Annotated in this window: 22 protein-coding genes and 1 pseudogene; 13 read left to right on the forward strand and 10 right to left on the reverse strand. The window is 37.7% G+C overall.

What is annotated here, in order from left to right:
• The first annotated feature begins 209 nt into the window (after positions 1-209).
• On the forward strand, positions 210-491 hold the full coding sequence (locus LKF16_RS07425; RefSeq protein WP_291470120.1) for a hypothetical protein: 282 nt from the start codon (positions 210-212) through the stop codon (positions 489-491).
• 237 nt (positions 492-728) lie between these two features.
• On the opposite strand, the gene LKF16_RS07430 is transcribed toward LKF16_RS07425, so the two are convergent.
• Positions 729-1,157, reverse strand: coding sequence for a hypothetical protein (locus tag LKF16_RS07430; protein ID WP_291470123.1), 429 nt, complete (start codon positions 1,155-1,157; stop codon positions 729-731).
• Between the two features lie 192 nt (positions 1,158-1,349).
• On the opposite strand from LKF16_RS07430, the gene LKF16_RS07435 reads away from it, so the two are divergent.
• The 3 genes from LKF16_RS07435 (at position 1,350) to LKF16_RS07445 (ending at position 4,310) form a co-directional block, all read left to right on the forward strand.
• A complete protein-coding gene (locus LKF16_RS07435; protein ID WP_291470125.1) occupies positions 1,350-1,865 on the forward strand; it encodes a hypothetical protein in 516 nt (171 codons plus the stop codon).
• Between the two features lie 289 nt (positions 1,866-2,154).
• Positions 2,155-2,772, forward strand: a complete 618-nt coding sequence (locus tag LKF16_RS07440) for a hypothetical protein (protein WP_291470127.1) — start codon at positions 2,155-2,157, stop codon at positions 2,770-2,772.
• Positions 2,773-2,882: 110 nt separating this feature from the next.
• On the forward strand, positions 2,883-4,310 hold the full coding sequence (locus LKF16_RS07445; RefSeq protein ID WP_291470129.1) for a hypothetical protein: 1,428 nt from the start codon (positions 2,883-2,885) through the stop codon (positions 4,308-4,310).
• A 63-nt stretch (positions 4,311-4,373) separates the two neighbouring features.
• Here LKF16_RS07445 and LKF16_RS07450 read toward each other — a convergent pair whose 3' ends face one another.
• Together LKF16_RS07450 and LKF16_RS07455 are read right to left on the reverse strand one after the other, a co-directional pair.
• The gene (locus LKF16_RS07450) at positions 4,374-4,865 is read right to left on the reverse strand and encodes a hypothetical protein (protein ID WP_291470131.1); all 492 of its coding nucleotides are present in this window, start codon (positions 4,863-4,865) and stop codon (positions 4,374-4,376) included.
• Between the two features lie 149 nt (positions 4,866-5,014).
• Positions 5,015-6,328, reverse strand: a complete 1,314-nt coding sequence (locus tag LKF16_RS07455; protein ID WP_291470132.1) for an aminopeptidase C — start codon at positions 6,326-6,328, stop codon at positions 5,015-5,017.
• A 55-nt stretch (positions 6,329-6,383) separates the two neighbouring features.
• Here LKF16_RS07455 and LKF16_RS07460 point away from each other — a divergent pair, with 55 nt between their 5' ends.
• Entirely contained in the window at positions 6,384-7,055 is a 672-nt protein-coding gene (locus LKF16_RS07460) for a type 1 glutamine amidotransferase (protein WP_291470134.1), read from the forward strand.
• Positions 7,056-7,178: 123 nt separating this feature from the next.
• Positions 7,179-7,712 carry a hypothetical protein gene (locus LKF16_RS07465; protein ID WP_291470136.1) on the forward strand — a complete coding sequence of 178 codons (534 nt, stop codon included), beginning with the start codon at positions 7,179-7,181 and terminating at the stop codon, positions 7,710-7,712.
• Here the strand turns inward: LKF16_RS07465 and LKF16_RS07470 are convergent.
• The 3 genes from LKF16_RS07470 to proC form a co-directional block, all read right to left on the reverse strand.
• A complete protein-coding gene (locus tag LKF16_RS07470) occupies positions 7,709-8,302 on the reverse strand; it encodes an ECF transporter S component (protein WP_434735180.1) in 594 nt (197 codons plus the stop codon). The genes LKF16_RS07465 and LKF16_RS07470 overlap by 4 nt on opposite strands.
• A gap of 73 nt (positions 8,303-8,375) precedes the next feature.
• The gene (locus LKF16_RS07475) at positions 8,376-8,945 is read right to left on the reverse strand and encodes a hypothetical protein (protein WP_291470140.1); all 570 of its coding nucleotides are present in this window, start codon (positions 8,943-8,945) and stop codon (positions 8,376-8,378) included.
• 124 nt (positions 8,946-9,069) lie between these two features.
• Positions 9,070-9,846: a pyrroline-5-carboxylate reductase gene (gene proC, locus LKF16_RS07480; RefSeq protein WP_291470142.1), complete on the reverse strand. Its 777-nt coding sequence runs from the start codon at positions 9,844-9,846 to the stop codon at positions 9,070-9,072.
• Positions 9,847-9,983: 137 nt separating this feature from the next.
• Here proC and LKF16_RS07485 point away from each other — a divergent pair, with 137 nt between their 5' ends.
• The gene (locus tag LKF16_RS07485) at positions 9,984-10,676 is read left to right on the forward strand and encodes a DUF975 family protein (RefSeq protein WP_291470144.1); all 693 of its coding nucleotides are present in this window, start codon (positions 9,984-9,986) and stop codon (positions 10,674-10,676) included.
• 63 nt (positions 10,677-10,739) lie between these two features.
• Here LKF16_RS07485 and LKF16_RS07490 read toward each other — a convergent pair whose 3' ends face one another.
• The 4 genes and pseudogenes from LKF16_RS07490 to LKF16_RS07505 all read right to left on the reverse strand — a co-directional run bounded on the left by LKF16_RS07490 (position 10,740) and on the right by LKF16_RS07505 (position 15,973).
• Positions 10,740-14,420, reverse strand: coding sequence for a hypothetical protein (locus LKF16_RS07490; protein WP_291470146.1), 3,681 nt, complete (start codon positions 14,418-14,420; stop codon positions 10,740-10,742).
• A gap of 243 nt (positions 14,421-14,663) precedes the next feature.
• Positions 14,664-15,002, reverse strand: a pseudogene (locus tag LKF16_RS07495) (GNAT family N-acetyltransferase); the annotation flags it as partial.
• A 48-nt stretch (positions 15,003-15,050) separates the two neighbouring features.
• Positions 15,051-15,194 carry a hypothetical protein gene (locus tag LKF16_RS07500; protein ID WP_291470147.1) on the reverse strand — a complete coding sequence of 48 codons (144 nt, stop codon included), beginning with the start codon at positions 15,192-15,194 and terminating at the stop codon, positions 15,051-15,053.
• Positions 15,195-15,208: 14 nt separating this feature from the next.
• Complete coding sequence (locus tag LKF16_RS07505; protein ID WP_291470148.1) at positions 15,209-15,973, reverse strand: MerR family transcriptional regulator; 765 nt, start codon at positions 15,971-15,973, stop codon at positions 15,209-15,211.
• Between the two features lie 127 nt (positions 15,974-16,100).
• Here LKF16_RS07505 and thiD point away from each other — a divergent pair, with 127 nt between their 5' ends.
• The 6 genes from thiD to cydC all read left to right on the forward strand — a co-directional run bounded on the left by thiD (position 16,101) and on the right by cydC (position 24,055).
• Positions 16,101-16,913 carry a bifunctional hydroxymethylpyrimidine kinase/phosphomethylpyrimidine kinase gene (gene thiD / locus LKF16_RS07510; RefSeq protein WP_291470378.1) on the forward strand — a complete coding sequence of 271 codons (813 nt, stop codon included), beginning with the start codon at positions 16,101-16,103 and terminating at the stop codon, positions 16,911-16,913.
• 28 nt (positions 16,914-16,941) lie between these two features.
• Positions 16,942-17,940 (forward strand): hypothetical protein, encoded by a 999-nt coding sequence (locus LKF16_RS07515; RefSeq protein WP_291470150.1) that lies wholly within the window; start codon positions 16,942-16,944, stop codon positions 17,938-17,940.
• Positions 17,941-18,085: 145 nt separating this feature from the next.
• The gene (locus tag LKF16_RS07520; RefSeq protein WP_291470152.1) at positions 18,086-19,549 is read left to right on the forward strand and encodes a cytochrome ubiquinol oxidase subunit I; all 1,464 of its coding nucleotides are present in this window, start codon (positions 18,086-18,088) and stop codon (positions 19,547-19,549) included.
• Positions 19,549-20,568 carry a cytochrome d ubiquinol oxidase subunit II gene (cydB, locus tag LKF16_RS07525; protein ID WP_291470154.1) on the forward strand — a complete coding sequence of 340 codons (1,020 nt, stop codon included), beginning with the start codon at positions 19,549-19,551 and terminating at the stop codon, positions 20,566-20,568. The genes LKF16_RS07520 and cydB overlap by 1 nt, the downstream gene beginning before the upstream one ends.
• A 2-nt stretch (positions 20,569-20,570) precedes the next feature.
• Entirely contained in the window at positions 20,571-22,310 is a 1,740-nt protein-coding gene (gene cydD / locus LKF16_RS07530) for a thiol reductant ABC exporter subunit CydD (protein ID WP_291470156.1), read from the forward strand.
• Positions 22,307-24,055 carry a thiol reductant ABC exporter subunit CydC gene (gene cydC, locus LKF16_RS07535; RefSeq protein WP_291470158.1) on the forward strand — a complete coding sequence of 583 codons (1,749 nt, stop codon included), beginning with the start codon at positions 22,307-22,309 and terminating at the stop codon, positions 24,053-24,055. Before cydD ends, cydC begins: the two co-directional genes overlap by 4 nt.
• The last annotated feature ends 16 nt before the right edge of the window (positions 24,056-24,071 follow it).

Raw genomic sequence — 24,071 nt, forward strand, 5'->3', positions numbered from 1 at the left:
TAACTATCATAACAGAGGCAACTAGTAAAAAAATGATTATTCAAATCATATTTGACCGAATTATCATTTGTTTTCAGAAATGATTGAATTAATGATATTAAGCCGTTTCATTTTACAATCCATGGGGAAAAATTATATCGTTACAGTGGAATTTGTGTTTTCTGAAAAATTCCTCGATATTTACTAAAACTAAATTATGAGGTGCGATTATGACGAAATTACACGATAATATCCAAGAGAACTATGAGCAAGGCAACTATCAAGGCGCTGAAGCTTCATACCAACAAATGAAATCAACCCAATTGAAAACTATGTCCGACAATGTCAGAAGCGACTATCAAATGGGTTACGATCAAGCCATTGCCGATTATAAGAACCACAATCCATTCCATTATTACCCTGACAAGATCCTTCAACTCAGCAATAGTGGCAAACCACAAGTTGCAGACTACGTTCAAGGCTATAATACCGGCAAGAATTCCACAAAATAGACTATTAACAATAATGCTGCGAGAGTTCGCAGCATTTTATTTATCCATAAAATTTGAACTTCACAATTAATTCACATTTTCAAAATAGTTTATTCACGGTTAACAGTTATAGTATTAATTGTAGATAAGAGATATATGTCTCTTACCTCTCCCCCCTATAACATAATATATATTTAATCCCCTAAATATAATTCACGTAAAAAGAACACTCCTCCCCAGAGTGTTCTTTTTTATTGTCTAGTTATTAGTATTTACATACAGAGGAGCAACAAACATCGTGCCGTATTCTACCGCTAGATTGTCATCGTCAGTATATTTAATAAACTGAGTATCTGAAATTTGATAATAAGTCGTACCTAGACTGCCAGTCACCGTGTTGATGGCATTCCACTGACTTCCAGGAATCGCTTTGATATTAGATTTAACCAATTGACCATCTTTAATGACATAAGTTGGTACGTTACTTTCTTTAACTGTGATGGATACGTATTTATATCCATACCCATTATTTAGCTCTGGTTTATTTTTGGCATTATCATCCACCGCTTCGATTGATTCAACATAATCAGGTTCAGTGGAATTGTCGGCACTTGCTTGAGCAACGCCAATGGGAGAGATCACACCAAAAGAAATTGCTATTAAAGCAGCTGTAATAAATTTTTTCATGTATTAACATCCCCTTTGGTTCAAATTATAAGATAGTTCAATTGTGAAATATATAATTATGTAATCAAAACGTTAAATCTCGCAATTAGGAGCATTTAAACATTGAAAACGTTTTCTTTTGGATTAAACTTAACTTAGTAGTTATCTTTTAAATAATTTAATAACCATTTTTTGCTATCGGGGGAGAAAGTCATGCTATTCTATATCTTTTTTGGATTAATTGTCCTATTTGAATTATATGCGGTAATCAAGCTGAGCTATGATCACAAAACGTCTGCAGATATTTTAAAATCCACTTGGTATATTGACTACGTCGCTAAAATTACGACTGATAATCCTCAGCAATATGCTACGAATACTTTTTACACTAAAGTGATCCTTTCTTTAAGAGGGTTCTTTGGGATTTCGATTGGTATGTTTCTGGCGGGTGTTTACGTCTACCAAGAACACAGCGATAATTTGATCCTGATCATCTCAAGTATTTCATTTACGTTAACTGCGCTAATCATTTACATTCTGAATAAGCGTCAATACACGTTGCTGGTTAAAAATATCGATCAATATCGCCAACAAGTAGAAAATTTTAGTTCACTTGACCAGGAAGAATTTGCTAAAAATAAAGATCAATTTCAAAAAGCACCCAACTTGTGGCTGTTAGAATTCATTTTTGGCGTTGTTGCAGTCATATTCATCCTACTTTTTTGGTAGTAACAGCATTCTTCATAATTAATTCACATTTTCAAAATAATTTATTCATGGATAATCGTTATAGTATTAATTGTAGATAAGAGATGAACGTCTCTTACCTCTCCCCCCTATAACATAATATATATATTTAATCCCCTAAATATAAATACTCTTAAAAACACACTCCTCCCCAGAGTGTGTTTTTTGTTGCCCAGAATTACATTTATTATAAGACGCTATATTATCCTTTAATACATCGGCCATCGAATAGATGTTATGGTTAATTCATAACAACATTAAAGGAGTTATGATGAAAAAAACATTTGGATTTGGTTTATTATTTTTAGCACTGTTTGCTTTAATTACTAGCCTTTTAATTCCAAAAGCTCACGCTACAACTACAGAGCCAACTGTTGGACCTTCAGAACAAATCGTTATTGGAAATTCTGACGAATCAGACTCAACTTCAGTTCCAGTTTACCGATTTAAAGATGGACAAATTAAGAAAACCAAAAATAATCAATCTACAATTACCAGCACAAAGAAACGCCTCGCTATATTTACAGCTAATCGGACAAAAATCGATAATCAAACTTTTTGGAAAATTGGAAACAACAAATTCATCGATAACAATCGAGTTAATGTGATTCACGGACATGATATTCCTATGAATTATCATGGATTAAAAGATCCAGTCACAATTTACATAACAGCTTCAAATAAAGACAATTCCACCTCAGTCCCAGTTTATAAATTACAACAGGGTGAGATGATTCAAACTAATAGGACTAAATCAATGATTAACAAAGATAAGTCACGACTGGCGGAATTTTCTGCAGACAGAACCAAGTATTACCACGATACATATTGGAAAATCGGCGATAACGAATATTTAAATAATGATCGGATTGCCATTTCTAAGCAATAATAATCAAAAAGTCTGAACTGTTGGGTTCAGACTTTTTAATTTTTCATCTCCAAGTAATGTTAAATCCAGCTATAATTAGGTTACTCACAAAATTATATAGGGATTAAATTATGTTATTAAAGAGACCTAAATTACTTGAATTAATCATATTCGCTTTAACATACATCTATTTCGGAATCTTTCGGTACTTCTTGATTCCAAGCGGGGACGACTACTTTTGGTATGGGGAAAAAGGTAGTTATTTGATGTCGCACGGATTTTTCTCGACGTTGCCAATGGTCGGTGGCAGTAGTAATGGTCGCTATCTAGGCAATTTGTTGGAAATTGCCATGATGCGACACTTAGCAATAGGTATCTTAGTCTTTGCGTTCTTTTGGACGTTACTACTTTGGACAATTTATCAACTGACTGGTCGCAACTTAAAGATGTTGCCAATTGCATTGTTGCTGCCATTTTTCATGCAAAATGCTTTTTTAAATAATATTTTGGTTTGGAACAACGGCTTTATTATTTACGTTCCGTCAATTGCACTAGTCCTCAGCTACTTGGTGATCTGTCGGTCTAATTCCCAGTTGCAATCAAGCTGGTTGATGTCCGTTTTAGCTTTTTTCATAGCGTTAGCTGGTGGTTTATTCCTCGAAAATGTCACCACCTTGCAAATTGCATTAGCACTTCTACTCATTATCTTCTTTAGAAAAAATCTTCAAAAGCATCATTTTGCCTATTTATTAGGAGCAATCGCTGCTGCTGCCATAATGTTTAGCAATCGTTCCTACTATGTTGGCCCTACTGCCTATCGACAAACTACTCATGACCCAATCAAGATTTGGCAAACATTTGTTGATTATACTCATTTTTGGCTGATTTCATTCAATTGGATTGTTATCGTCGTTATGGCCGTTTCGCTGATCATCTTAGCGTTGAAGTCTACAGTTAGCACGCTAACGAAAACTATTATTATTTTCAGTTCAGCAACCCTTGGAATTTACTATTCTATTATTTCACTAGTTTTCAGTAAATTTAATCAAAACGAGATCTACGCTTTCACCAATATGAATCACACGTTGGCGACTATTGACACGTTAGTCAGTCTATTATTAATAGTTTTCATCGCCTACTGCATTTACACCTTTTTTAAAAATGATAAATTCATGTGGATCTACTATCTGTCAGCTGGAATTTCTTTTGGACCAATGTTGATTGTCATATCTCCAGTGACTAGTCGTGGCGAATTCACCTCATTTATCTTCATATACTTAATAGTGGCAAGTTTTCTGATCAAAGCTATTCAGGAACTGCAAATCAACCCGCTGTCTATCACCGTTATTCTGTCGATCCTACTATTATTCTTAGCAGGAAACTATCAACTAAAAATGTATCGCAACTATCAGGCTAATTTAGAACGAGTGAATCAAGACAGCTTTTTATATGACAACAAGCAGCTGACAAAACATGTGCCGTATCGGAAATTTGTCGTCGTAAACGACCAGCTGATCCAGCAGGACTCAACTTATTGGCGACTGAGACTTCAAAAGTAATTCGTACCAGCATAGATTCCTAAAAAGAGGCTACCAACAAAATTTGTTGATAACCTCTTTTAATTATTGTCCGATTGTTTGTCTCAATTGAGAGATCGAACCATCAGAATTCAACTTTTGATATTGGGAGTATGTTTCGACCCAATTACCTTCGCTCATTGACTTACGAATGCCATCGTATTTTTCGTCGCTGAATAATGCTTTGGCTGCTTTCTTTGAAGCAGATTCAGATAATGAAGAGGATTGGTGGATCAATTCGGCTGCCTCTTCTTCATTGTTAGCGGCCTTCATAATCGTAGACATCTTAGTACCCTTTAATTTGCCAGCATACTTATCGACGTTCTCGTCATGCTTAGGATCACCAGTCTTTTTAGATTTAACCTTTTTAACTAACTCATCTTTGATCAATTTATCCGTTGGCGTATCGTTTCCAGTTGCTGATCTAATGCCATTATTGATGGGAACGAAGAAAATCACTCCTAAAATCAATACGACGATAATACCTAAAATCGAGAAACCGAAAATTTTCTTCTTGCTTGTTTTTGCACGATGCATATTCTCACCCATTTTCCATAGTTAAAGTTGGCTTTAATTATAACTATACTAACTAATCATTACAAGCCACTTATCAATGCTTATTTTAGGCAAAAAGAAACCGCTAAAGCTGCTAACTTTAACGGTAAATTTTTTTCAAATTTGATTTGTTATTCCATTGCATCCCAGGCTGGTAAAACTATTGGTTCTTGGTCAAATGCGGCCAGCTCGTCAGATGTTAAGTACTTCTTGTTGATGACTACTTCATAGACGTTTTCATCAAACCACTTGTCGTCCATGGTGAAGTAACCCTTGTCTCCATTGGCTTCGCCCCATGAATTTTCAACTTTCCAACGATTTGGTGCATCATTGATCAAGTTGACGCCAGTAAAGACCATCGCATGTGAGACAGAGGCATTTCTGGTATCTAAGGCATCGCCCTTGTCCAGTTTAGTATCGATACCAAATAGTTGATCGTACTGGTACAAGTCACCAAACAACAAGCCCTTGCTACGTTCTGATTGCTTGCCGACATCATTGCCGAACCAAACAGTATCGTTAGCCTTTAATTGTTGAATCGTCAATTCTTTTAGACGTTCGATCGGTAGGTTAAAGAACTTCTCAGCTTCTCCACCAACAATGTTTCCTTGAGTATCAATTGTATATGACTGATTATATTTCTTGCTCGTTTGTGGAGAATTCATAACGCTGATATAGTCATTTAAATCAATTGCAAAATAATTTTTGAAAAAGTCCTTAGGCGTTATGCTTGGGTCTTCGATCATTTTGCCATTGTCATCTTTGATCGACAATTCGAAGTCGACTGGTGGTTGACCGAATGAATAGACGCAAATCCGATAAACATCAGACAGCATTTCTTGAACGCGTTCGTCTGTTGGTTGACTATCCTTGATCATCTGGCGGATCTCCATACCATCTTTACGAAGCAAGTTATTCAAAGTCGAGTTGAACTCACTGGTGTTTTCAGATGCGACAGTTTCAGGCATTGCATAGCTTGGAACCACACCGTACTTTTTGATCAAGTTAGCACCATATTGCCATTGACCACCATCTCCACTTGGAGAAGCAAATAGCCAATTGACTTTGCGGTCTGTCAAAGGCATATCTGCTGTCTGAATGATATTTTGGAAAAAGTAGTTGGCCTTTTCCAAACGATCATAGAATGACAAATAGTTTTCTGACAATTCAAAGTCCTTCACATTATATCTAGTGGCGAATTCAGTTCTCAAGTTAGTTAGTGTTGAAAAAAGCCAACAACGTCCAGAACGCTTTTGGTTAGTTACTTTGCCAGTTGGTACCTCAACATTAAAGGCTGGGTTCAATTTACTCTTAGCCTCGATGTTTTGGGCTGCTTTGTAAATTCCAACTTCAGCAACTGCGTGACGTAAAGCATTATTCGATACGTCGTGATTTAAGTTCTCGTGAAAATCTGCTAAACTAGCTTTATTAATTTCTTTCGTCAAATTAATCACCTCATTGATTCAATGTTACAATACTTTACCATTTTTGGAGAATATTATGTCTGATACTATCAAAATCGCTTACTTATACGAAGATCTAATGAATACATACGGAGACAGTGGTGACGTCAAGATCCTCAGTTTCCTATTAAAAGAACAAGGCTACGATACTCAAGTAGATAACGTTAGTTTGGATGATGAATTCAATGCCTTTGATTACGACTTCTTATTCTTCGGCGGTGGTCAAGATTTCGAACAAACTGTCGTTGCTAAAGACTTGATCCGTCATCGTGAGACTATCAAGGATTACATCGAAGCTGGTAAGCCAATGCTTTGCATCTGCGGTGGCTATCAATTCTTGGGTAAATATTATCAAACAGTTGGTGGAGAAACCATCAAGTGTCTCAACATCTTACCTTTCCACACAGTCTTTAAAGCTGATAGTCGTATGATCGGCGATACTGAATACGAAACTGAATGGGGAACTGTTCGTGCATTTGAGAACCACAGTGGTAGAACTTATTTCGATGACAAGAATAAACTTAAACCACTTGGTAAGATGATCGAAGGATACGGAAATAACCCTGAAGACAAGGCTGAAGGTATGCGTTATAAGAATACTATTGGTTCATACTCACATGGTCCCATCTTAAAAAATGAAAACATTGCTCGCTCAATCGCTCAAGAAATTATCAAATCTCATCAAGAAAAAATGTCAAAACCTAAATAAATCTCAGACCCAGTCCTCAGCGACTGGGTCTTTTTTATAAGACGATATCTTTCAAAAAATCTTCCCATATTTTTTTAATTGTATTAAGCTGTTGATACTAACATTTCTAACATCGAGGAATCCATGACAATACTTTTAGTCTTACTTTTAATCTATTTCATCCGTAAACAATTTAAATTTGATGAAGTCAAACGAATCTACATTTTGATCATTCCGGCTTTTTCAATCATCATGTTTCTAATTCGGTTTGAACCATCGGAAAACAACTTCATAATTCTGGCGATCATTGCTTTAATATCTGCTGCCATTAGCTGGTTTCAAGCACAATTTACTCAAGTACGGATAGATACAGAGTTAGATAAATATGGACGCAAAAAAGCCCAGATCAAAGGCGGATGGCCTTATCTTCTGGGTTGGGTTTTAGTATTCAGTACGGAAATTATTTTAATTTGGACTCAGACTGGTAAACTCAATATTTTTGAAACATTATCGAGTGACCTTCGTCTAGAGTTATTTGAATTCAGTCGCTTTAGTTCAAACGAATCAGAATGGTTTATCTGGGCCTTATCCGGGTTCACGGCCTACTTCTATTCACTGTGGTTAAGATTAAAACATCCCGATATCAAAAATGCTTTAAGAAACCGCCACACTGTTTAATCCAAGAACTTATTCGTCTTCAAGATTGCAGTAGCAATCGCTGGTGCAATAATGATTGCAGCAATCAATTCTGCAACACCATTCGTTCCGACAATTGCTAACAAAATCGTATTTAAGGCTGATGTTTGAGCCGCATATGCTTGCGACAATGTACTAGCGTACATTAATCTCATCAAGACAAGCACTAAAACTGTATTGGTAATGGAACCAGCAGCTGACGCTAATCCCATTCCTAATACCTTATGCTCAGTATGATTTTTGAACCACAGATAGATCCAACCGGCAATCAGACCTACTAAGATCCGTGGCAAAATAGCCACGATGGGGTTGGTAAACACAGTTGTATCAATGATCGATGTTGGACTGGTCAAAGCACGTAAAATCGTCCCAATTCCCCAAACTAGTCCAACGATTCCACCATCCACTGGGCCTAAGACGATAGCCGCTACTATAACGGTGATATGGATAATCGTGATATTAACGAATCCTGTCGGAATAAATCCCAGCATTGGAACCATCGATTGTACAAAAATGATTGCCATTAATATCCCTAAAATGGCAGTCCGATAAGCTTTTTTCTTGCGCATGATATTCCCTCTCTATATCATTTGGTGACTAAAATTTATTACAGTCTATAACATTTGGATATCATTGGCAAAGGATTTAATTCTTTGCTGCTTGTTCTAGCTGTGAGATTGCACCATTGTTCGAGAGTGTTTGATATTGTTGATAAGCTCCAATCCAGTTACCACTGCTCAAATCATTTCTAAGCGAAGTATATTGGCTATTAGTGAATAGCTCTTGGGCAACCTTTTGCGATTGAACTTGGCTCATTCCTGATTGACTTTGGATCAATTGAGCAGCTTGATTCTCATTTCCTGCAGCTGTCTTGATCTTTGATGGTGAGATGCTAGCAATCCGTGATAGATAGTTACCAGAGCTCTGAGAAGCTGATTCTGTCTTTGCTCCTTGAGCTACTACTTGCTTAGCATCATTATCATTTTGTTTAGTATCTTTCTTAGCTGCCTTTTTGGTAGTCTTTTTTGAAACGTTTGAAATGCTTGGTTTAGCATTCTTCTTAGTTACAACAGCACTGTTAGTGGTAGTATCGCTCTTGCTATTGCTTAGTGGTGCGCTAAACGCTGATCCAATCAGAAACAACGCCAGTAAACCAATTGACGATGAAAAAACCTTTCTTTTATTAGTCTTCATAATATCTTCGACCTCTTTCATATAAATTATCCCTTCCTCAACACAACGCTATAAATTTAGGCAAAAAGAGAGAAATTCATAATGAATTTCCCTCTCTTTAACATTCGAGATTAATCATTAACTATATAGCTCAATGTTATATAGCTTAATCCACACCCTCGGCAGCGTCAACTGCTTTAATGACAGCATTTCTGAATCCGTTTTCTTCCAGGGCCGCAACGCCACGAATTGTTGAACCGCCTGGAGAAGTAACTTCATCTTTTAATTCTGGAACTGTTAAATCAGATTGCTTGGCTAACTTACTAGCACCAATAGCCATCCCTATCGCTGCCTCATAGGCTAATTTGCGACTCAGGCCATGTTTTACACCTGCATCGCTTAAAGCCTCTAAGAACAAGTCTAGAAAGGCTGGACTGCAGCCTGCGACTGTTCCGATCGTACTCAATTGTTCTTCCGGTACCTCAACCACTTGACCAGTATAGCCTAAGACGGAAGATACCTTTTTCTTGTCTGCTAATTCGAAATTATCAGAGTAGCTAATCCCCGTGAACCCTGCACCAACTTTAACTGGCGTATTAGGGATAGCAGTTGCAACCTTTGCATCCGATCCTAACTTCTTTTTCAACTGAGCAATGGTTGCTCCACCTGTGAAAGTCACGATAAGTTTATCTTCGATGATCGGTTGCAACTCGCTCAAAACGCTGTCGAGTGCGGTAATTCCAACTGCAATAAAAATCACTTCTGGTTCCGTCATTTGTTTGATCTTTGGAACCATTTGAAAACCCAATTGGGATTGAAGGTCCTTTGCAGTATTTGATTTACCACCCTTAACAACGATTTGATCATTGTCAAAGCCGTTTCTTACCAATCCGGTAATCACGGCACCTCCGATACTTCCGGCACCAATAAATCCAACTACCATCTGCTTCACTCCCTTTTGTGTATTTGATATATATTATTATATCGCTGTAATCCATCAATAGATTAACGATTATAAAAAAATAATTTGCTTTAAATGATATCTTAGGTAGAATTTTTGTTAAAAGGGGGAAGCATCTTATGCAAAATTATCGTAGTCGTGCGCAATTAAAGCAGGACGCCAAAGATACCTTACGTGGCAATTGGGGAAAAGGTATTCTACTTTACTTGATCACAATGCTTTTTGGATTGTTTTCGGGGTCGATCCAGTTCGCATTGAATTTTAATCCATATGATTTTAATCATTATAATGGGGCTGCTGGTCGTTCTTTCATCATCTCGACACTGATTGGATTGGTCTTCATTTTGATCACCGTCTCAGCTAACTACAAAGCTTTAGACTGGATCAGAAATCCACAGCTGCAATTCCAACCTGTTCAAAGTAACTTTGACAGATTTAGAAATCCTGACTGGTGGAAAATTTTAGGAATGTACATTATCATGGCGGTATTAACTTGGTTATGGTCATTGCTACTGCTCATTCCTGGGATCATCAAGTCATTTGCTTATTCGCAAACTTACTACATCTACAAAGATCTTTCAGATAAAGGCCAAGCAGATGGATATTCGCTAATGGACTTCATCACTAGAAGTCGTAAATTAATGGACGGACACAAGGCTGACTACTTCGTACTTCAACTAAGTTTTATCGGCTGGTTCATTTTGGGAAGTATCACATTAGGAATCGGATTCATTTGGATCATTCCTTACTACAACTTAACGATGGCAAACTTCTATCGTGACTTAGCAGAGAACAATCCTCAATTAGTTTAATAGCACGAAAAAAGTCTGGAGCGTTATAAACGTTCCAGACTTTTTGTTTTGCTTTTGTAATGATTATGCTAAAGCTGTTGCAAGAGGATCACTCTTGGTCCAGAAACCAACTGGGTGAATTCTTCTGCGCCAACTTGTATCAAGATCGACATACTTTCTATCAGTAACTTCCTTATCTTTAATTAGATCAAGAACAGCTGCTGCAGCCATAGCGATATCGAATCCGATGATACCTTTAGTCATCATTCCAACACCAATTGCTAATGGTAATGCAACACTGATTACCAAGGCGATTGCTTGGATAAGGATGATAACACCAACAATGGCATCAGCAATCCAACCAAATAGTGGAATAAATGAGAATGGTAAGGCAATTAGGAAGGCAATTTCTACGATTGGGATTGAAATCTGTAGAACTAGACCCATCCAGAATGGCCATGATAATGCGATCAATAGACCTGGTACAAAGAACATCATCATTAATGCACCGATTGCTAAGGCAAGCTCAAGACTAGGGATTGCTAGGTCTGTGAGGATCAATGCCATAAAGCCAAATCCGATGAACCATAATAAGAAGTTCAGTACTAAGAATTGTGGCATTAAGACTAATAGAATCAAGAATATTGCAATACCGGCTAACATACCTCCAAAGTTAAAGGCTAAGTAGCCAAGTAATACGACGGCGATACCAGCGATTAGACCTAATCCAATTACTCCCGCGAATCCACCAGCAACAACAGTTAATACTGCGAATCCGGCAACAATTAGACCAAGTACTAATGCCATAATACCTCCGGCAATAAGGATAAATCCAATTAATCCAAGAAGACTAAATGCTCCAGCAATGATAATACCAAGTAATGCTGTGATTGGTAATAGCATTGCCAATAGTCCACCTGTTAAGAACGAAAGAATTCCAGCGACAACTTGTGCAATGACTAAACCGATTGTCATGATTACTGGGATTGCAATTCCAGCAATAACGATTCCGGCTGCCAAGAGCAACATTGGAATAAATGTTAGAACGATCCAACCAGGAATGAATGTTAAGGCTAAGTTGATCAATGTGATTGGAATGGTGATTAAGTTAACGATTGGGATTAGATTTCCGATTAACAAAATTGGAGCTGCAATCAATGAAACAATTGCCATGATTGGGAACAATACTAATGAAGGCAAGATCAAAGCGCCTAGTACTGTGTAAATGAAGACAATTGGCATTGCAGTGATTGCAAAGACAACACCCCAAGTTGCGATTGCAAGTGGTACCCAAATTGGTGAAGTTAAGATCGTAACGACACCCATGAGTAAGGTTAATGCAGGAATCGCAACCATTGCTAACAAGATTGCTGGTAACAAGTCGTCTTTATTATTGACGGTCTTCTTAGTTACCAATGAATCAGGAACATATTTACCATCTAAGTAATCTTGATAGATTTGAGATCTTTCCATATTTTGCATTGCGAGGGGTTGATCGAAATCACCCTTTCTCATACTGTCACCAAAAGATTTGAAGATTTGTGGCAAGTTTGCAAGATATTTGTCAGAGCTCCCTGTAATAGGTTGAGTATCAACAGAAATCAAATATGATGTTCCATCAACCATAGGTTTGATGAAGTTTGAAACGCCACCTGTCTTATCTGATGAGGCGGTCTTGTTCGAAACATCATTCAAAATTTCTGGAATGGCATCAAGAACTTGCGCTTGATTTTCTACTGATGTATCGGCCATCTTATCAGCCATATCTTTTTGCATTTGATTGAACAATGCTGTGTTGTCACCATTTGAATTGGCGTTATTGTCAGTTGTTGCAACATTTTCAGACGTCTCTGAATTTGTTACCAATTCCTTTTGGACTTTTTCAGCATTTTGTTTTGCTAGTTGAGCAGCGACTTCACTGTCCAAAGTTGCTTTAGCGTTGAAGTAAGTTTTATCTAACTGAGTTGCTCCAGCGGTATTAGTGTTGTCATCAACTTTAGTGACCGTGATGTGATCTTTCATAGCTGCCCAGGCATCGCTAGGATTTAATTTCTCAGATGTTGGTGTGTACTTGCCATCTAAGTAATCCTTATATAATTGCGAGTCTAGTAAAACATCAATGTCCATTGCTTTGTCAAAAGCACCGTCGGTGATATTTTCGCCGAAGCTCTTGAGCAATGTTGGCATTTGTTGTTCAAGGATATTGCTGCTATTGGCATCTGCAGTTCCGTTGATTGTTGTATATGCAGTTCTACCTGTTGTTAATAGAGTTGCAAATGTGAATACTTGGTTCTGAGATGCTTGTTTAGAGATGTATGACCAGATCCAAGGAGTAACCTTAACGATTTCAGCTTGTTCTTCTGGAGTAGCCATTGAAGCTTTGGCATTAATATCTTTTTTGATATTTTCAAATGTCTTGTTTGGTTCGTAAGTTGTTTTATCACCTTGTGGATTACTATCGTTTTCAGCTAAGACATCTTGCAACGTTTGTGCAGGATCACTAGCTTTTCCATTAGGTGTTTGAATAGCGTTATTTGTTGAAACTGATAATGGCACATTAATCTCTGCTTGTGCAGATGTTTGATTATCAGTTGTTTGTGATGCTTGTGTTGAACCAGTGTTAGAAGCAACTGGTTGAGTGGTTGCAACGTTATTTGTTTGCGTTGTTGCAACGGTGTTATTTGTTGCTTGAGTCGTGTTGCTTTGTGGTGCAGTAGCAACTGTAGTATTTGCAGTTGTTGGTGCTGCAGTTTGGTCAGTAGCGACAGCTTGTGTTGTCGTTTGTCCCGTTGAGTTTTCAGCAGGTGCTGCTTGGTTCGCTTGTGCTTGAACTGCCGTTGACTCAGTATTATTTGAATTTATAAGTGCGTTATTAACGTTGCCACTTTGAGTGTCAGTTGCAGGTGTTGCAACATTAGCTGATGTTTGCGTTTCAGTTGAATCTGTTGCTGTTCCTGTGACGTTAATTGTGGTGCGGTTCATAACAGCTTTTTCAGCTTCATCAAACGTTGGTGTGTAACCTTGTGATTGATTGGTTGCTTGTGTCGTTGTACCTGTTTGAGAAGTTGTAGTTGTGTAACTTGTAGCTGCTTGGGTGCTGCTTGTTGATGTTGAATATTGTGATGAAGCAGCTTGCGTCGAGGCAACTTGGGTTGTTCCGACTGAATTTTGAGTACTGTATGATGACGATTGTTGTGTCGTGTCACCATTTGTACTGTTGTATGTTGGAGCTTGCCATTTCGAAGTGATCAAATTATCACTGATCTTAATAGGTGCTCCTTGGAAATCAGCCTTCAATGAACTTGTTGTGTACAAGTTCTTAGTTGCGATACCAACAGCTGTTGTATAGTTTCCTGAATCAACAGTCTGATTGAAGGTCAAAGTAACTGTTCCTTTATTGGCGTCTTTCTTAACGGTGAATGGAGCTGAACCATCTTGATTAACGACGGAACTATTATTCAAATCAACGTTCTTCTTGTCGAAGTTAACAACAAGTTGTTCGCCTTTTTGGATAACATTGTTTCCGGATGCAGCGATGTTAGTTACCAAAACATAGCCGTCCTTTTGTTTATCAAGTCTCAGCTTAAAGATGTTATTTGCATCTCTAAATGGTGCTTTGAGACTGGCGTTTGGCTTTGCCGTTTCAGTCGTCTTAGCGTTATCTGTTGTTGCGGCGGATGCAATCCCTACAGTTCCGCTGGCAACCACTGGTGCTGCTAAGGCTGTGACTGACAAGTAGACAATAGCCTTTTTTAACCATGACATACCGTTTCCCCCCTACTTTTAAATTATTAAAAGAACGATATATTTAAAATTAATCTTTTAATATATCATAACTTGATATTAACGCTTTCAATTATCATTTTCCACATTATTCACAAATTAATTTCATTTATGTTAATAAATAATTACAAAATTATGTCATAGCCAAAGCTATGCTATTACTAGATTTTTAGATAATAAAAAACCTAACAACTAAAAAAATGGTAGGTTTTGTGACACTGATTGTCATTTTTTTGCGGTCATTTGTGAATAGATATTCGAATTCTGATATCTTCCGTTAGCTAACAAATATTCTTTTAACGTTCCCTCAAGGTTAAAGCCTGCATTTAAAGCGACTCGGTTGCTAGGTCCATTGTCTACTACGGCAAAAATTTGGATCGTATGCATCTTTAATTCATTAAATCCGATTTTAGTTGCCTCTTTAACGACATTAGTCATAACTCCGTTATGCTGAAATGCCTTTCCGAGCCAATATCCAATTTCGCAATGATGGTTATCATGATCGATATTGTGGAAGTCGAACATTCCTGCTATCTTGCCATCGACCAAAATAGTAGCTGGCCAGAGCTTCTGCTCTTTGTACCTGGTCTGACAGTATTTGAGAAACCTTCTCTAGTCTGCAACTTTTTTGGTATCTTTAGCCCAGCTCATGAACTGTTCCATTTGTGCTCGATTACTGTCGATCAAGTTGAATAAGTCCTCCGCATCGTCTGGTTCTGCAATCCTCAATTGAATCCGGTCAGTTATTGTATACATCAAGTCGTCATCCCTTATTGCTTCGTATAATTGTATATTACATCATGTAGCAATTGGATAACTGGTTCATTTGCCTTCTTATTATAATAATCGCCAAATCTTTCATCGGCCAAATACATATCCGCTAAACCTCGATGCATGGATTTGTCATACTTAGGCCATGAAAATTGTAGCCATTGTTGGTGCTCCTCAAAAATTTGTTTAGCTAGCGAACTATTAATATCGCCACCAGTCTGTTTTAATTCTTTAAGATTCCTGATCAGATCAGATTCAAGTTCATTCATTTGTTGATATTGGTCTGAAGTCATTGATGAATATTGTTTATTTGCTTCATCAACTACCTTATCTCCATATTCTTGTCGGATCTCTTGTCCATACTGTTCTTCGTTATTCTGGAGCTGTTGTTTTTTAAATACTTCAAACTTAGATTGATCATTCATCGTTTTTCCTCCTTGATAATCTTGTATCGTTACACTAATTGTCGTCAGAAGGTCATTAATGTCTTGTTGTTTTGCTAAGAGCACTTGATATTGTTCTTTAAGAGCATCGATCACTGAAAAATTTGGGTCAGTTACTAGCTGTTTTATTTCACTCAGTTCGAAAGCTAACGACTTATAAAATAGGATGACCTGCAATTTATCAACTTCAGCTTCTGAATACACTCGATAGCCTGATTCAGTTTTTTTAAACGGCTTTAATAGATCGATTTGATCATAATACCGCAAAGTTCTAGTACTGACGCCTGTTAATTCAGCTAATTCTTTGATTGAATATTCCATTTTGAACCTCCTGACAAATTCAGTCTACAGATTGACGTAACGTAAAGGTCAAGAACAATGTATATCTGTAGCATTTTTTTACTAATACTGGTAAAATTTAAGTAATTACAGATTCTAGGAGGCAACTATTTTGAACGAATTTACTCAAGTATTAACAATTGCTGGATCAGACTCCGATGGTAGCGCTGGTGCACAAGCAGATCTCAAGACTTTTATGTCTCTTGGCGTTTATGGAATGTCAGTTTTGACCGCTGCCGTAGCAGGTAACTCATACGGAATTCATGATGCAACGGTTATGTCCCCAGAATTTATTCTTAATCAAATCAAGGATATCAAAGATGACTTTAAAGTATCAGCTTTTAAAACTGGTATGTTGTCAGATTCAGCAACTATTAACACTGTCGCTGATGCAATCAAAGACCGTCCATTCGGATTCTTCGTATTAGACCCCGTGATCATCACAAAACATGGAGCAATGCTTTTGGAACAAGAAGCTTACCAAACTTTGATCGATAAGTTGTTCCCACTTGCAGATATTATTACACCAAACTATTACGAAGCTAAAAAGTTATCTGGTATGGAATTGGATAATCGCGAGGAAATAGTTGAAGCTGCTCACAAGCTGCAAGAACTTGGACCTAAGAACATTATGATCAAAGGTGAACATAGCGACGATTCAATCGATGAAGTCGAAGACTTTGTTTTACTAGAAGATGGTCAGTCATTTTGGATCTCTGAACCTTACGTTAAAACAGATCACATTAATGGAACAGGCGATACGCTTTCTTCCGCAATTGTGGCAGAAGTTGCCAAAGGTAAAGATTTGGAATCGGCAATTCGCATTGCCAAGACTTATACGTATAACGCTATTAAAAACGTCATTGACGTTGGACACAAATATGGACCAATCAACCACTTTGTTAAAGACGATATAGAATAGAAGAAAAACTCTATGGAGGACTCTTTGTATGGTAAGAATCACTAAAATATCTACCGGTACACTGCTGTTTATCCTTTCAGTAGTATTGATGATCAAAACTGGATTTCAAGGTTTCGTTGCAGCTCTGATCGGTAATGGTGCAATTGCCAGTGCTGCTGGTATACTGATTGCGATAACGTATATCGTAACCGCGGTAATTTACATTTTGACTAACCGGACTTACAGTTTGGTCCCAGATATCATCAGTTTTGTCATCTTAATAATCGGAGGCGTTATGGGGATCATCAATTCAAATCTTCCAGACACCGCCTATTTAAAAATTTGGTCTTGGATCGGAATCATCATCGGAGCGATTGTTTTGATCATCAGTATTGTCGATCTAATCATGAATCCAATTCCTGAAGAAGACGACAATCAACAACAACCGTATAATAGGAACAACTATTATCAACAAAGTCCAAATAACGGATATTTCCGCAATCAAAACGGCGGTTATGACCAACCAAATCAAAATTACAACAACGGCAGTTACCAACCCAATAATTTTGGAATGAACAATGGTGAGCCAAATCAGTACCCATCTCGTTCATCTAGAGCAAATCCCCAAAATCAATCAACTGTCTCAAATAATCAGTTTGGACAATATGGTCCAAATCAAAGTTATGGTTCTAATCAAACCTACAATCAAAATCAGTCATATGATCAAAGCTATAATCAAAACCAAACCTATGGCCAAAATCAATCATTTGGAAATAACCAGTCCAACTTGAATCAAAACAATACCTATAATAGAGGACAAAGTTATAACCAGTATCCTGATCAAACTAACAATCAGTATCCTAACAATTACAACGGTGGTCAATTTGATCAAACGAATCAAAATTACAATGGATACACGCCGAACCAAAATCCATATGACAATGGTCAAAATGGCAATTTCAACCAAAATTTAAATAATTCTTCAGAAAATAATTCAAATAATTTTCCTAGCTACGATCCGCAAAAAAGCCGTCGTAGTAGGCGTTAATGCAAGCCCTTTCAGGCTTGCATTTTTTTATCGTTATTTATATCGCGATAAATCATTTAGCACTATTGATTATTCGATTAATTAATCATATGATAAACGTAGTTATAGATGTAAATCTATAAAGTTATAGGAGGAGGTTATTTAAATGTTCGGTATTGGCTTAACCGTCGTCGGCTTAGCTCGTTTCCAGTTTGCCATGACTACCGTATTCCATTTCTTCTTTGTTCCGTTTTCTATCGGAATGGGATTTGTCGTAGCTATCATGGAAACTATTTACGCAGTTAAGAAAGACGAAGTTTACCGCGACATGGCTAAGTTCTGGGGAAAGATATTCCTACTTAGTTTCGCCGTGGGTATTGTTACAGGTCTTATTCAAGAGTTCCAATTCGGTATGAATTGGTCAGAATATTCTAGATTCATGGGTGATGTCTTCGGTGCACCATTAGCTATCGAAGCATTACTAGCATTCTTTATCGAATCTGTCTTCATTGGTATTTGGATGTTTACTTGGGATAGATTTACTCCAGGTTGGCATGCATTTATGATTTGGATGACATCAATCGGTACTATGTTATCAGCTATTTGGATTTTGGCTGCTAACAGTTTCATGCAACACCCAACAGGTTTCACAATTGCAGTTATGGGTGGTCACACACGTATCAAGCTAACTAGTTTTGGTGACGTTGTTGCTAACCCTCAATTGTGGAGAGTATTCCCTCACTTGATCATCGCAGCTATTATGACAGCTGGTGTTGTCATTGCTGGTATGAGTGCTTACGGATTACTTCGCAACAAGAAGGGTGAAAACCACTTCTTCAAGACATCATTAAGATACGGCCTTTGGGTAGGTTTGATTGGTTCAATTCTTACAATCTTTGCTGGTGATTTCCAAACACAACAAATGTTGAAAGATCAACCAATGAAATTTGCTGCAACAGAAGGTATCTATCAAGATACTAAAGACCCAGCTCCATGGACTGTTATCGAAACAATCGATGCTAAGGGTCACAAGACTTCACACGAAGTTGAGATTCCAAAAGTACTAAGTCTTTTGACTTACCATAAGACAACAGGTTCAGTTAAGGGTATGAATACCATTAACAAAGAACTTAACGATCAATATGGTAACAAGAAGTATGGTACACAAATGGGTTCAGAGTTAGACTTCTACCCACCTGCAAAGACATTGTTCTGGAGTTTCAGAATTATGACTGCAGTCGCATTTATCATTCTTATCTTTGATTTTCTTGGTCTATTATTCTCAAGAAAGAACAAGGATACTATCGAAAACAAGAGATGGTTGTTACACTGTCTTGGAATCGGTATTTGGGTTCCATTTATTGGTAACTCAGCCGGCTGGTTCGTAACAGAATTTGGTCGTTATCCTTGGATCGTTTACGGACTATTTACAATTTCTCAAGCCGTATCACCTTCATCAACTGTCGGAAGCTTGCTATTTAGTAACATTCTTTACTTCTTACTATTTGCCTTCCTCGGTGGCGTCATGGTTTGGTACAGCAGACAGACATTGCATCAAGGTCCTTACTTCGAAACAAAGGATTCTAAGCAAAACGTGGATCCTTTCGCAAAGGAGGCATTTGGTAAATAATGACAACTCTACAAATTTTGTGGTTCTGTATAATCGGATTACTATTTGCCATCTTCGTCTTCCTAGAAGGATTTGATTTTGGTGTTGGTATGGCAACACGCTTCTTGGCTAAAGACCAAGACGAACAAATTGCCATTCAAACTTCAATCGGCCCTCACTGGGACGGTAACGAAACATGGCTAGTTACAGCTGGTGGTGCAATGTTTGCATCAATCCCTATGTGGTATGCATCATTGTTCTCAGCTTATTATTACTTATTAATGTTAGTTCTAGTTTCACTTATCATTCGTGGTGTTTCATTTGAATTTACGAAACACGCCGAATCAAAATCTGGTAAGAATTTCTGGTTATGGATGTTCTTTATCGGAAGCTTATGTGCACCATTCCTACTAGTTATGATGCTCACAAGTATGATCCAAGGTATTCCTTTGAATGCTAACGGTGATGCAACTGGTTTACACTTCTTTGATGTTGTTAACTGGCTATCAATTGTCGGTGGTGTTGCAGGTGTACTTCTATCATTAGTACATGGTTTGAACTTCATTCGTTTAAGAATGGCTGGTTCATTGCCAGAACGTGCTAAAAACCTAAACAAGATTCTTTATCCTATCTTGTTTGCTGGTGAAGTAGTATTCGCACTACTTGTTATTTTCCAAACAGACTTCTTTACTAAGAAATTAGTCTCATCATTGATTATTACAATCTTAATTGTTTTATTCTCATTGTTGGGTTACTATGGAGTCCTAAAGGATAGAGCAGGATGGAGCTTCGTTGGAAGCGGTTTATCATTGAGTGCAGTTATCGTACTTATCTTCAATGGTATGTTCCCACGTGTTATGATCAGTACAATTAAGGGTAACGATATTCTTCTTAAGAATGCCGCTAACTCACAATATACATTGACAGTTATGACAATTGTTGCATGTATCTTGGTACCTATCGTATTGATTTACTTCATCTGGTCATACACTCTATTCACCAAGAAAATAAATCCTAAGGATAACACGGTGAAATATTAATTATGATTGATAGGCGATTATTTCGCTTACCAGGAACAAAACGACTTATGCTGATGCTTGCAGGATTAACTTTCTTGCAAGCATTTGTTATTTTATTCCAAGGTAAGTACTTAGCAGATGCATTAGTAAACTCTTGGCACATGAAACCACTACAAACTATCATTTATCCAATGACACTCTTTGCAGTGGCTTTTGTTGTGCGCCATTTATTAAACTTGTTGAACACTAAGATCGTACAAAATTACTCTGGTAATTTATCAGAAGAGATCAGATCTCAGCTATTAGATAAGGTTTATAATTCTGGCCCCCAAATGATCTCAGAACGAGGAACTGGTAATTTAGTTACCGCTTCACTTGATGGGATCGATTTAATCGAAAACTACTTCAAACTAATTTTTACCAAAATGATGAATATGTCGATCATTCCTCCTGTACTTTTGGTCTACATTTACTTCCAAAATATTGCTTCCGGAATCACTTTGACGATTATTGTGCCTTTGATCATCTTATTTATGATCATTTTAGGTTTAGCTGCGCAATCTAAGGCTGATGAGCAATACGATCAATACACTATTTTGTCTAACCATTTTTTGGACGCCCTCAGAGGCTTGCCAACCTTGAAAATGCTAGGTTTAAGTAAGCGTTACGTTAAAAATATTTATACAGTCAGTGACGAATATCGTCGTCGGACAATGAATACTTTGCGCATCGCCATCTTATCGACATTTGCACTCGACTGGTTAACGACCTTAGGAATTGCTATTTTAGCCGTATTCTTAGGTTTAGGTTTGATCAATAATCAACTGCCACTCTTCCCTGCCTTAGTAACTTTAATTTTGGCACCGGAATACTTTTTACCACTACGGGACTTCTCAAACGATTATCACGCAACCTTGGATGGTAAAAACGCTTTAACAAATATCTTCTCGATCTTAGACCGGAAAGATACTGAAGATACTGACAAACTTGAAAAATTAGACTGGGACGAAAATTCTAATTTTGAGATCAACAATCTCCAATTCAACTACGATGATGAAGACAAGACTGCTGATGCTAGTCTTGATATCGATCACTTGAAACTATCCGGCTTTGACAACGTTGGTGTCATTGGAAAATCTGGTTCAGGTAAATCTACTTTGATTCGAGTTATCGGTGGATTTTTGACACCTGAAAACAGCTCTGACATTTCGATCAATGGCCAAAAAGTGCCACACTTCACACAACGCAATTGGCAAAAGGAATTGACCTTCTTACCTCAGTCTCCTTACCTATTTTCTGGCACACTAGCTGACAACATTGCTTTTTACAAACCTGAAGCTAGCCAAGAAGAAATTGAAGCTGCTGCTGATAAGGCTGGTTTAAAAGAGTTCATTGACACTCTAAAAGATGGCTATCAAACACTTATTGGTGAAGGTGGACGTGGTATTTCTGGTGGTCAGCAACAAAGAATCATGATTGCTCGTGCATTCTTAGCTGACGACCGTCATATCTTGATCTTTGATGAGCCAACAGCGCATCTGGATATTGAAACTGAATACGCTTTAAAGAAACCAATGGAACAACTGTTCAAAGACCACTTGGTTATCTTCGCTACCCATCGACTTCACTGGATCAAAGAAATGGACTATGTCATCGTTATGGATGACGGCGAAATCGTCGAACAAGGAACTCCAATTGAATTACGCTCGCATCAAGGTGCCTATTCTGACTTGATCGAGAACATGCGAGGTGAGACACTGTGAACTTTTTCAAAACATTTAAAAATGATACTTGGGTAAAGCCTTATATCAAGCAATACAAAGGTGTCCTCTTATTAGTAATGGTATTGGGATTCTTCACCGTTTTCTGTGCCACAGCCTTGATGTTCACAGCTGGATACACGATCGATAAGGCCGCAACTCATCCTTACAATATTCTTCTGATCTACGTGCCGATCGTTTTGACTCGTGGATTTGGTATTGGACGTCCGGTATTCAAATACATTGAACGTCTGACTAGTCATAACTGGGTATTAAGAATCACCTCTGATTTAAGAACTCGTTTGTACAAGACGCTTGAAAGCGACGCCTCATTTTTTAACGAACGTCATAAAACGGGTGATATCATGGGTCTGTTGTCTGCGGATATCAACCATTTGCAGGACTTATATCTAAGAACCGTCTTCCCAACTGTCATTGCTTATATCGTTGCGATCGTCGCTTCGATCGGTATGGGAATTTTTAATCCATCATTTGGATTTTTCGTACTATTGCTTTGTGCAATTGAAATATTTATCGTTCCGTTAGTTTCAGTTTCCATTGAAGCTGCTCGTCGTGAACGTCAAAAGGCTTTAACAAGCGATTTGTACACACAATTGACTGATAACATCTTAGGCGTTGACGACTGGGTTATCTCTGGTCGTGAAAAAGACTTTAAAGACTTGTCCGCAAAGACATTAACTGATTTGGATAATTCCAAAGCCAAATCTAAAGCCTTTAGAAGACGTCGTGACTTCGTGTTGCAATTCATCTTCGCAATCATTATGATCGTGATGCTGATCTTCACTAATTTACATATGACTGATAATCAAGAAATGGCGAACTTCACCGCTGCCGTTGTATTAGCTGCCTTGCAGCTTTCAGATACATTCATTCCAGTCAGTCAAGGATTTGAAGAATGGCCTCAATATCGCGATTCCATCAAACGTTTAAATACCGTTCAACCTGTTGAACAAAAACTACCTGACCAAGTTGAGCTTGCACCTGTTGACTTCAATAGCATTTCACTAGACCACGTTAGTTTCGAATACGCTAGCGATTCGCCAATTTTGATCAATGACTTCTCGCAACATATTGCCAAGGGCGAAAAATTAGCTCTACTAGGCCCCAGTGGAATTGGTAAGACAACTATCCTTCAATTGATTTTAGGCGACCTAGTACCTCAAAAAGGCTCAATTAAGGTCAATGATTTAGATGTTCAACAAATCCAAGCTAAACGTGAAACGATTTTTTCAGTATTGAACCAAAACCCATTCCTATTTAACACTAGCGTGATGAACAACGTTCGTTTAGGTAATGAAGATAAGACTGATGCTGAAGTCAAAGAAGCCTTGGCTCGTGTTGGTTTGAAAGACTTACTTGATTCTCTGCCTGAAAAATACAATACATCCGTTGGCGAAAACGGATCTCGTTTCTCTGGTGGTGAGCAAGAACGTATCGCTTTAGCCAGAATCTTGCTTCAAGATGCTCCAGTAGTACTATTAGATGAACCTACAGTCGGACTAGATCCAATCACTGAAAACGACTTATTGGAGACCTTCTTTGATGTCTTAAAAGATAAAACAATCATCTGGGTCACTCACCATTTGCAAGGTGTTAATCATGTTGACCACGTTGTTTTCGTTACTGATCAAGGTATTGAAATGGAAGGTTCACCTTCCGAACTATACAAGACCAATCAACATTTCAAAGATCTCTATGAAATGGATGCTGGACTTGAAACAGAATAAACTCAAAACTATCATC

This window comes from Companilactobacillus sp. (assembly GCF_022484265.1).
Classification (GTDB): domain Bacteria; phylum Bacillota; class Bacilli; order Lactobacillales; family Lactobacillaceae; genus Companilactobacillus.

Coding starts and splice junctions, on each gene's coding strand:
- LKF16_RS07425 (WP_291470120.1), top strand. CDS start 210: ATGACGAAATTACACGATAATATCCAAGAGAACTATGAGCAAGGCAAC.
- LKF16_RS07430 (WP_291470123.1), bottom strand. CDS start 1,157: ATGAAAAAATTTATTACAGCTGCTTTAATAGCAATTTCTTTTGGTGTG.
- LKF16_RS07435 (WP_291470125.1), top strand. CDS start 1,350: ATGCTATTCTATATCTTTTTTGGATTAATTGTCCTATTTGAATTATAT.
- LKF16_RS07440 (WP_291470127.1), top strand. CDS start 2,155: ATGAAAAAAACATTTGGATTTGGTTTATTATTTTTAGCACTGTTTGCT.
- LKF16_RS07445 (WP_291470129.1), top strand. CDS start 2,883: ATGTTATTAAAGAGACCTAAATTACTTGAATTAATCATATTCGCTTTA.
- LKF16_RS07450 (WP_291470131.1), bottom strand. CDS start 4,865: ATGCATCGTGCAAAAACAAGCAAGAAGAAAATTTTCGGTTTCTCGATT.
- LKF16_RS07460 (WP_291470134.1), top strand. CDS start 6,384: ATGTCTGATACTATCAAAATCGCTTACTTATACGAAGATCTAATGAAT.
- LKF16_RS07465 (WP_291470136.1), top strand. CDS start 7,179: ATGACAATACTTTTAGTCTTACTTTTAATCTATTTCATCCGTAAACAA.
- LKF16_RS07475 (WP_291470140.1), bottom strand. CDS start 8,945: ATGAAAGAGGTCGAAGATATTATGAAGACTAATAAAAGAAAGGTTTTT.
- proC (WP_291470142.1), bottom strand. CDS start 9,846: ATGGTAGTTGGATTTATTGGTGCCGGAAGTATCGGAGGTGCCGTGATT.
- LKF16_RS07485 (WP_291470144.1), top strand. CDS start 9,984: ATGCAAAATTATCGTAGTCGTGCGCAATTAAAGCAGGACGCCAAAGAT.
- LKF16_RS07490 (WP_291470146.1), bottom strand. CDS start 14,420: ATGTCATGGTTAAAAAAGGCTATTGTCTACTTGTCAGTCACAGCCTTA.
- LKF16_RS07500 (WP_291470147.1), bottom strand. CDS start 15,194: ATGTATACAATAACTGACCGGATTCAATTGAGGATTGCAGAACCAGAC.
- LKF16_RS07505 (WP_291470148.1), bottom strand. CDS start 15,973: ATGGAATATTCAATCAAAGAATTAGCTGAATTAACAGGCGTCAGTACT.
- LKF16_RS07515 (WP_291470150.1), top strand. CDS start 16,942: ATGGTAAGAATCACTAAAATATCTACCGGTACACTGCTGTTTATCCTT.
- LKF16_RS07520 (WP_291470152.1), top strand. CDS start 18,086: ATGTTCGGTATTGGCTTAACCGTCGTCGGCTTAGCTCGTTTCCAGTTT.
- cydB (WP_291470154.1), top strand. CDS start 19,549: ATGACAACTCTACAAATTTTGTGGTTCTGTATAATCGGATTACTATTT.
- cydD (WP_291470156.1), top strand. CDS start 20,571: ATGATTGATAGGCGATTATTTCGCTTACCAGGAACAAAACGACTTATG.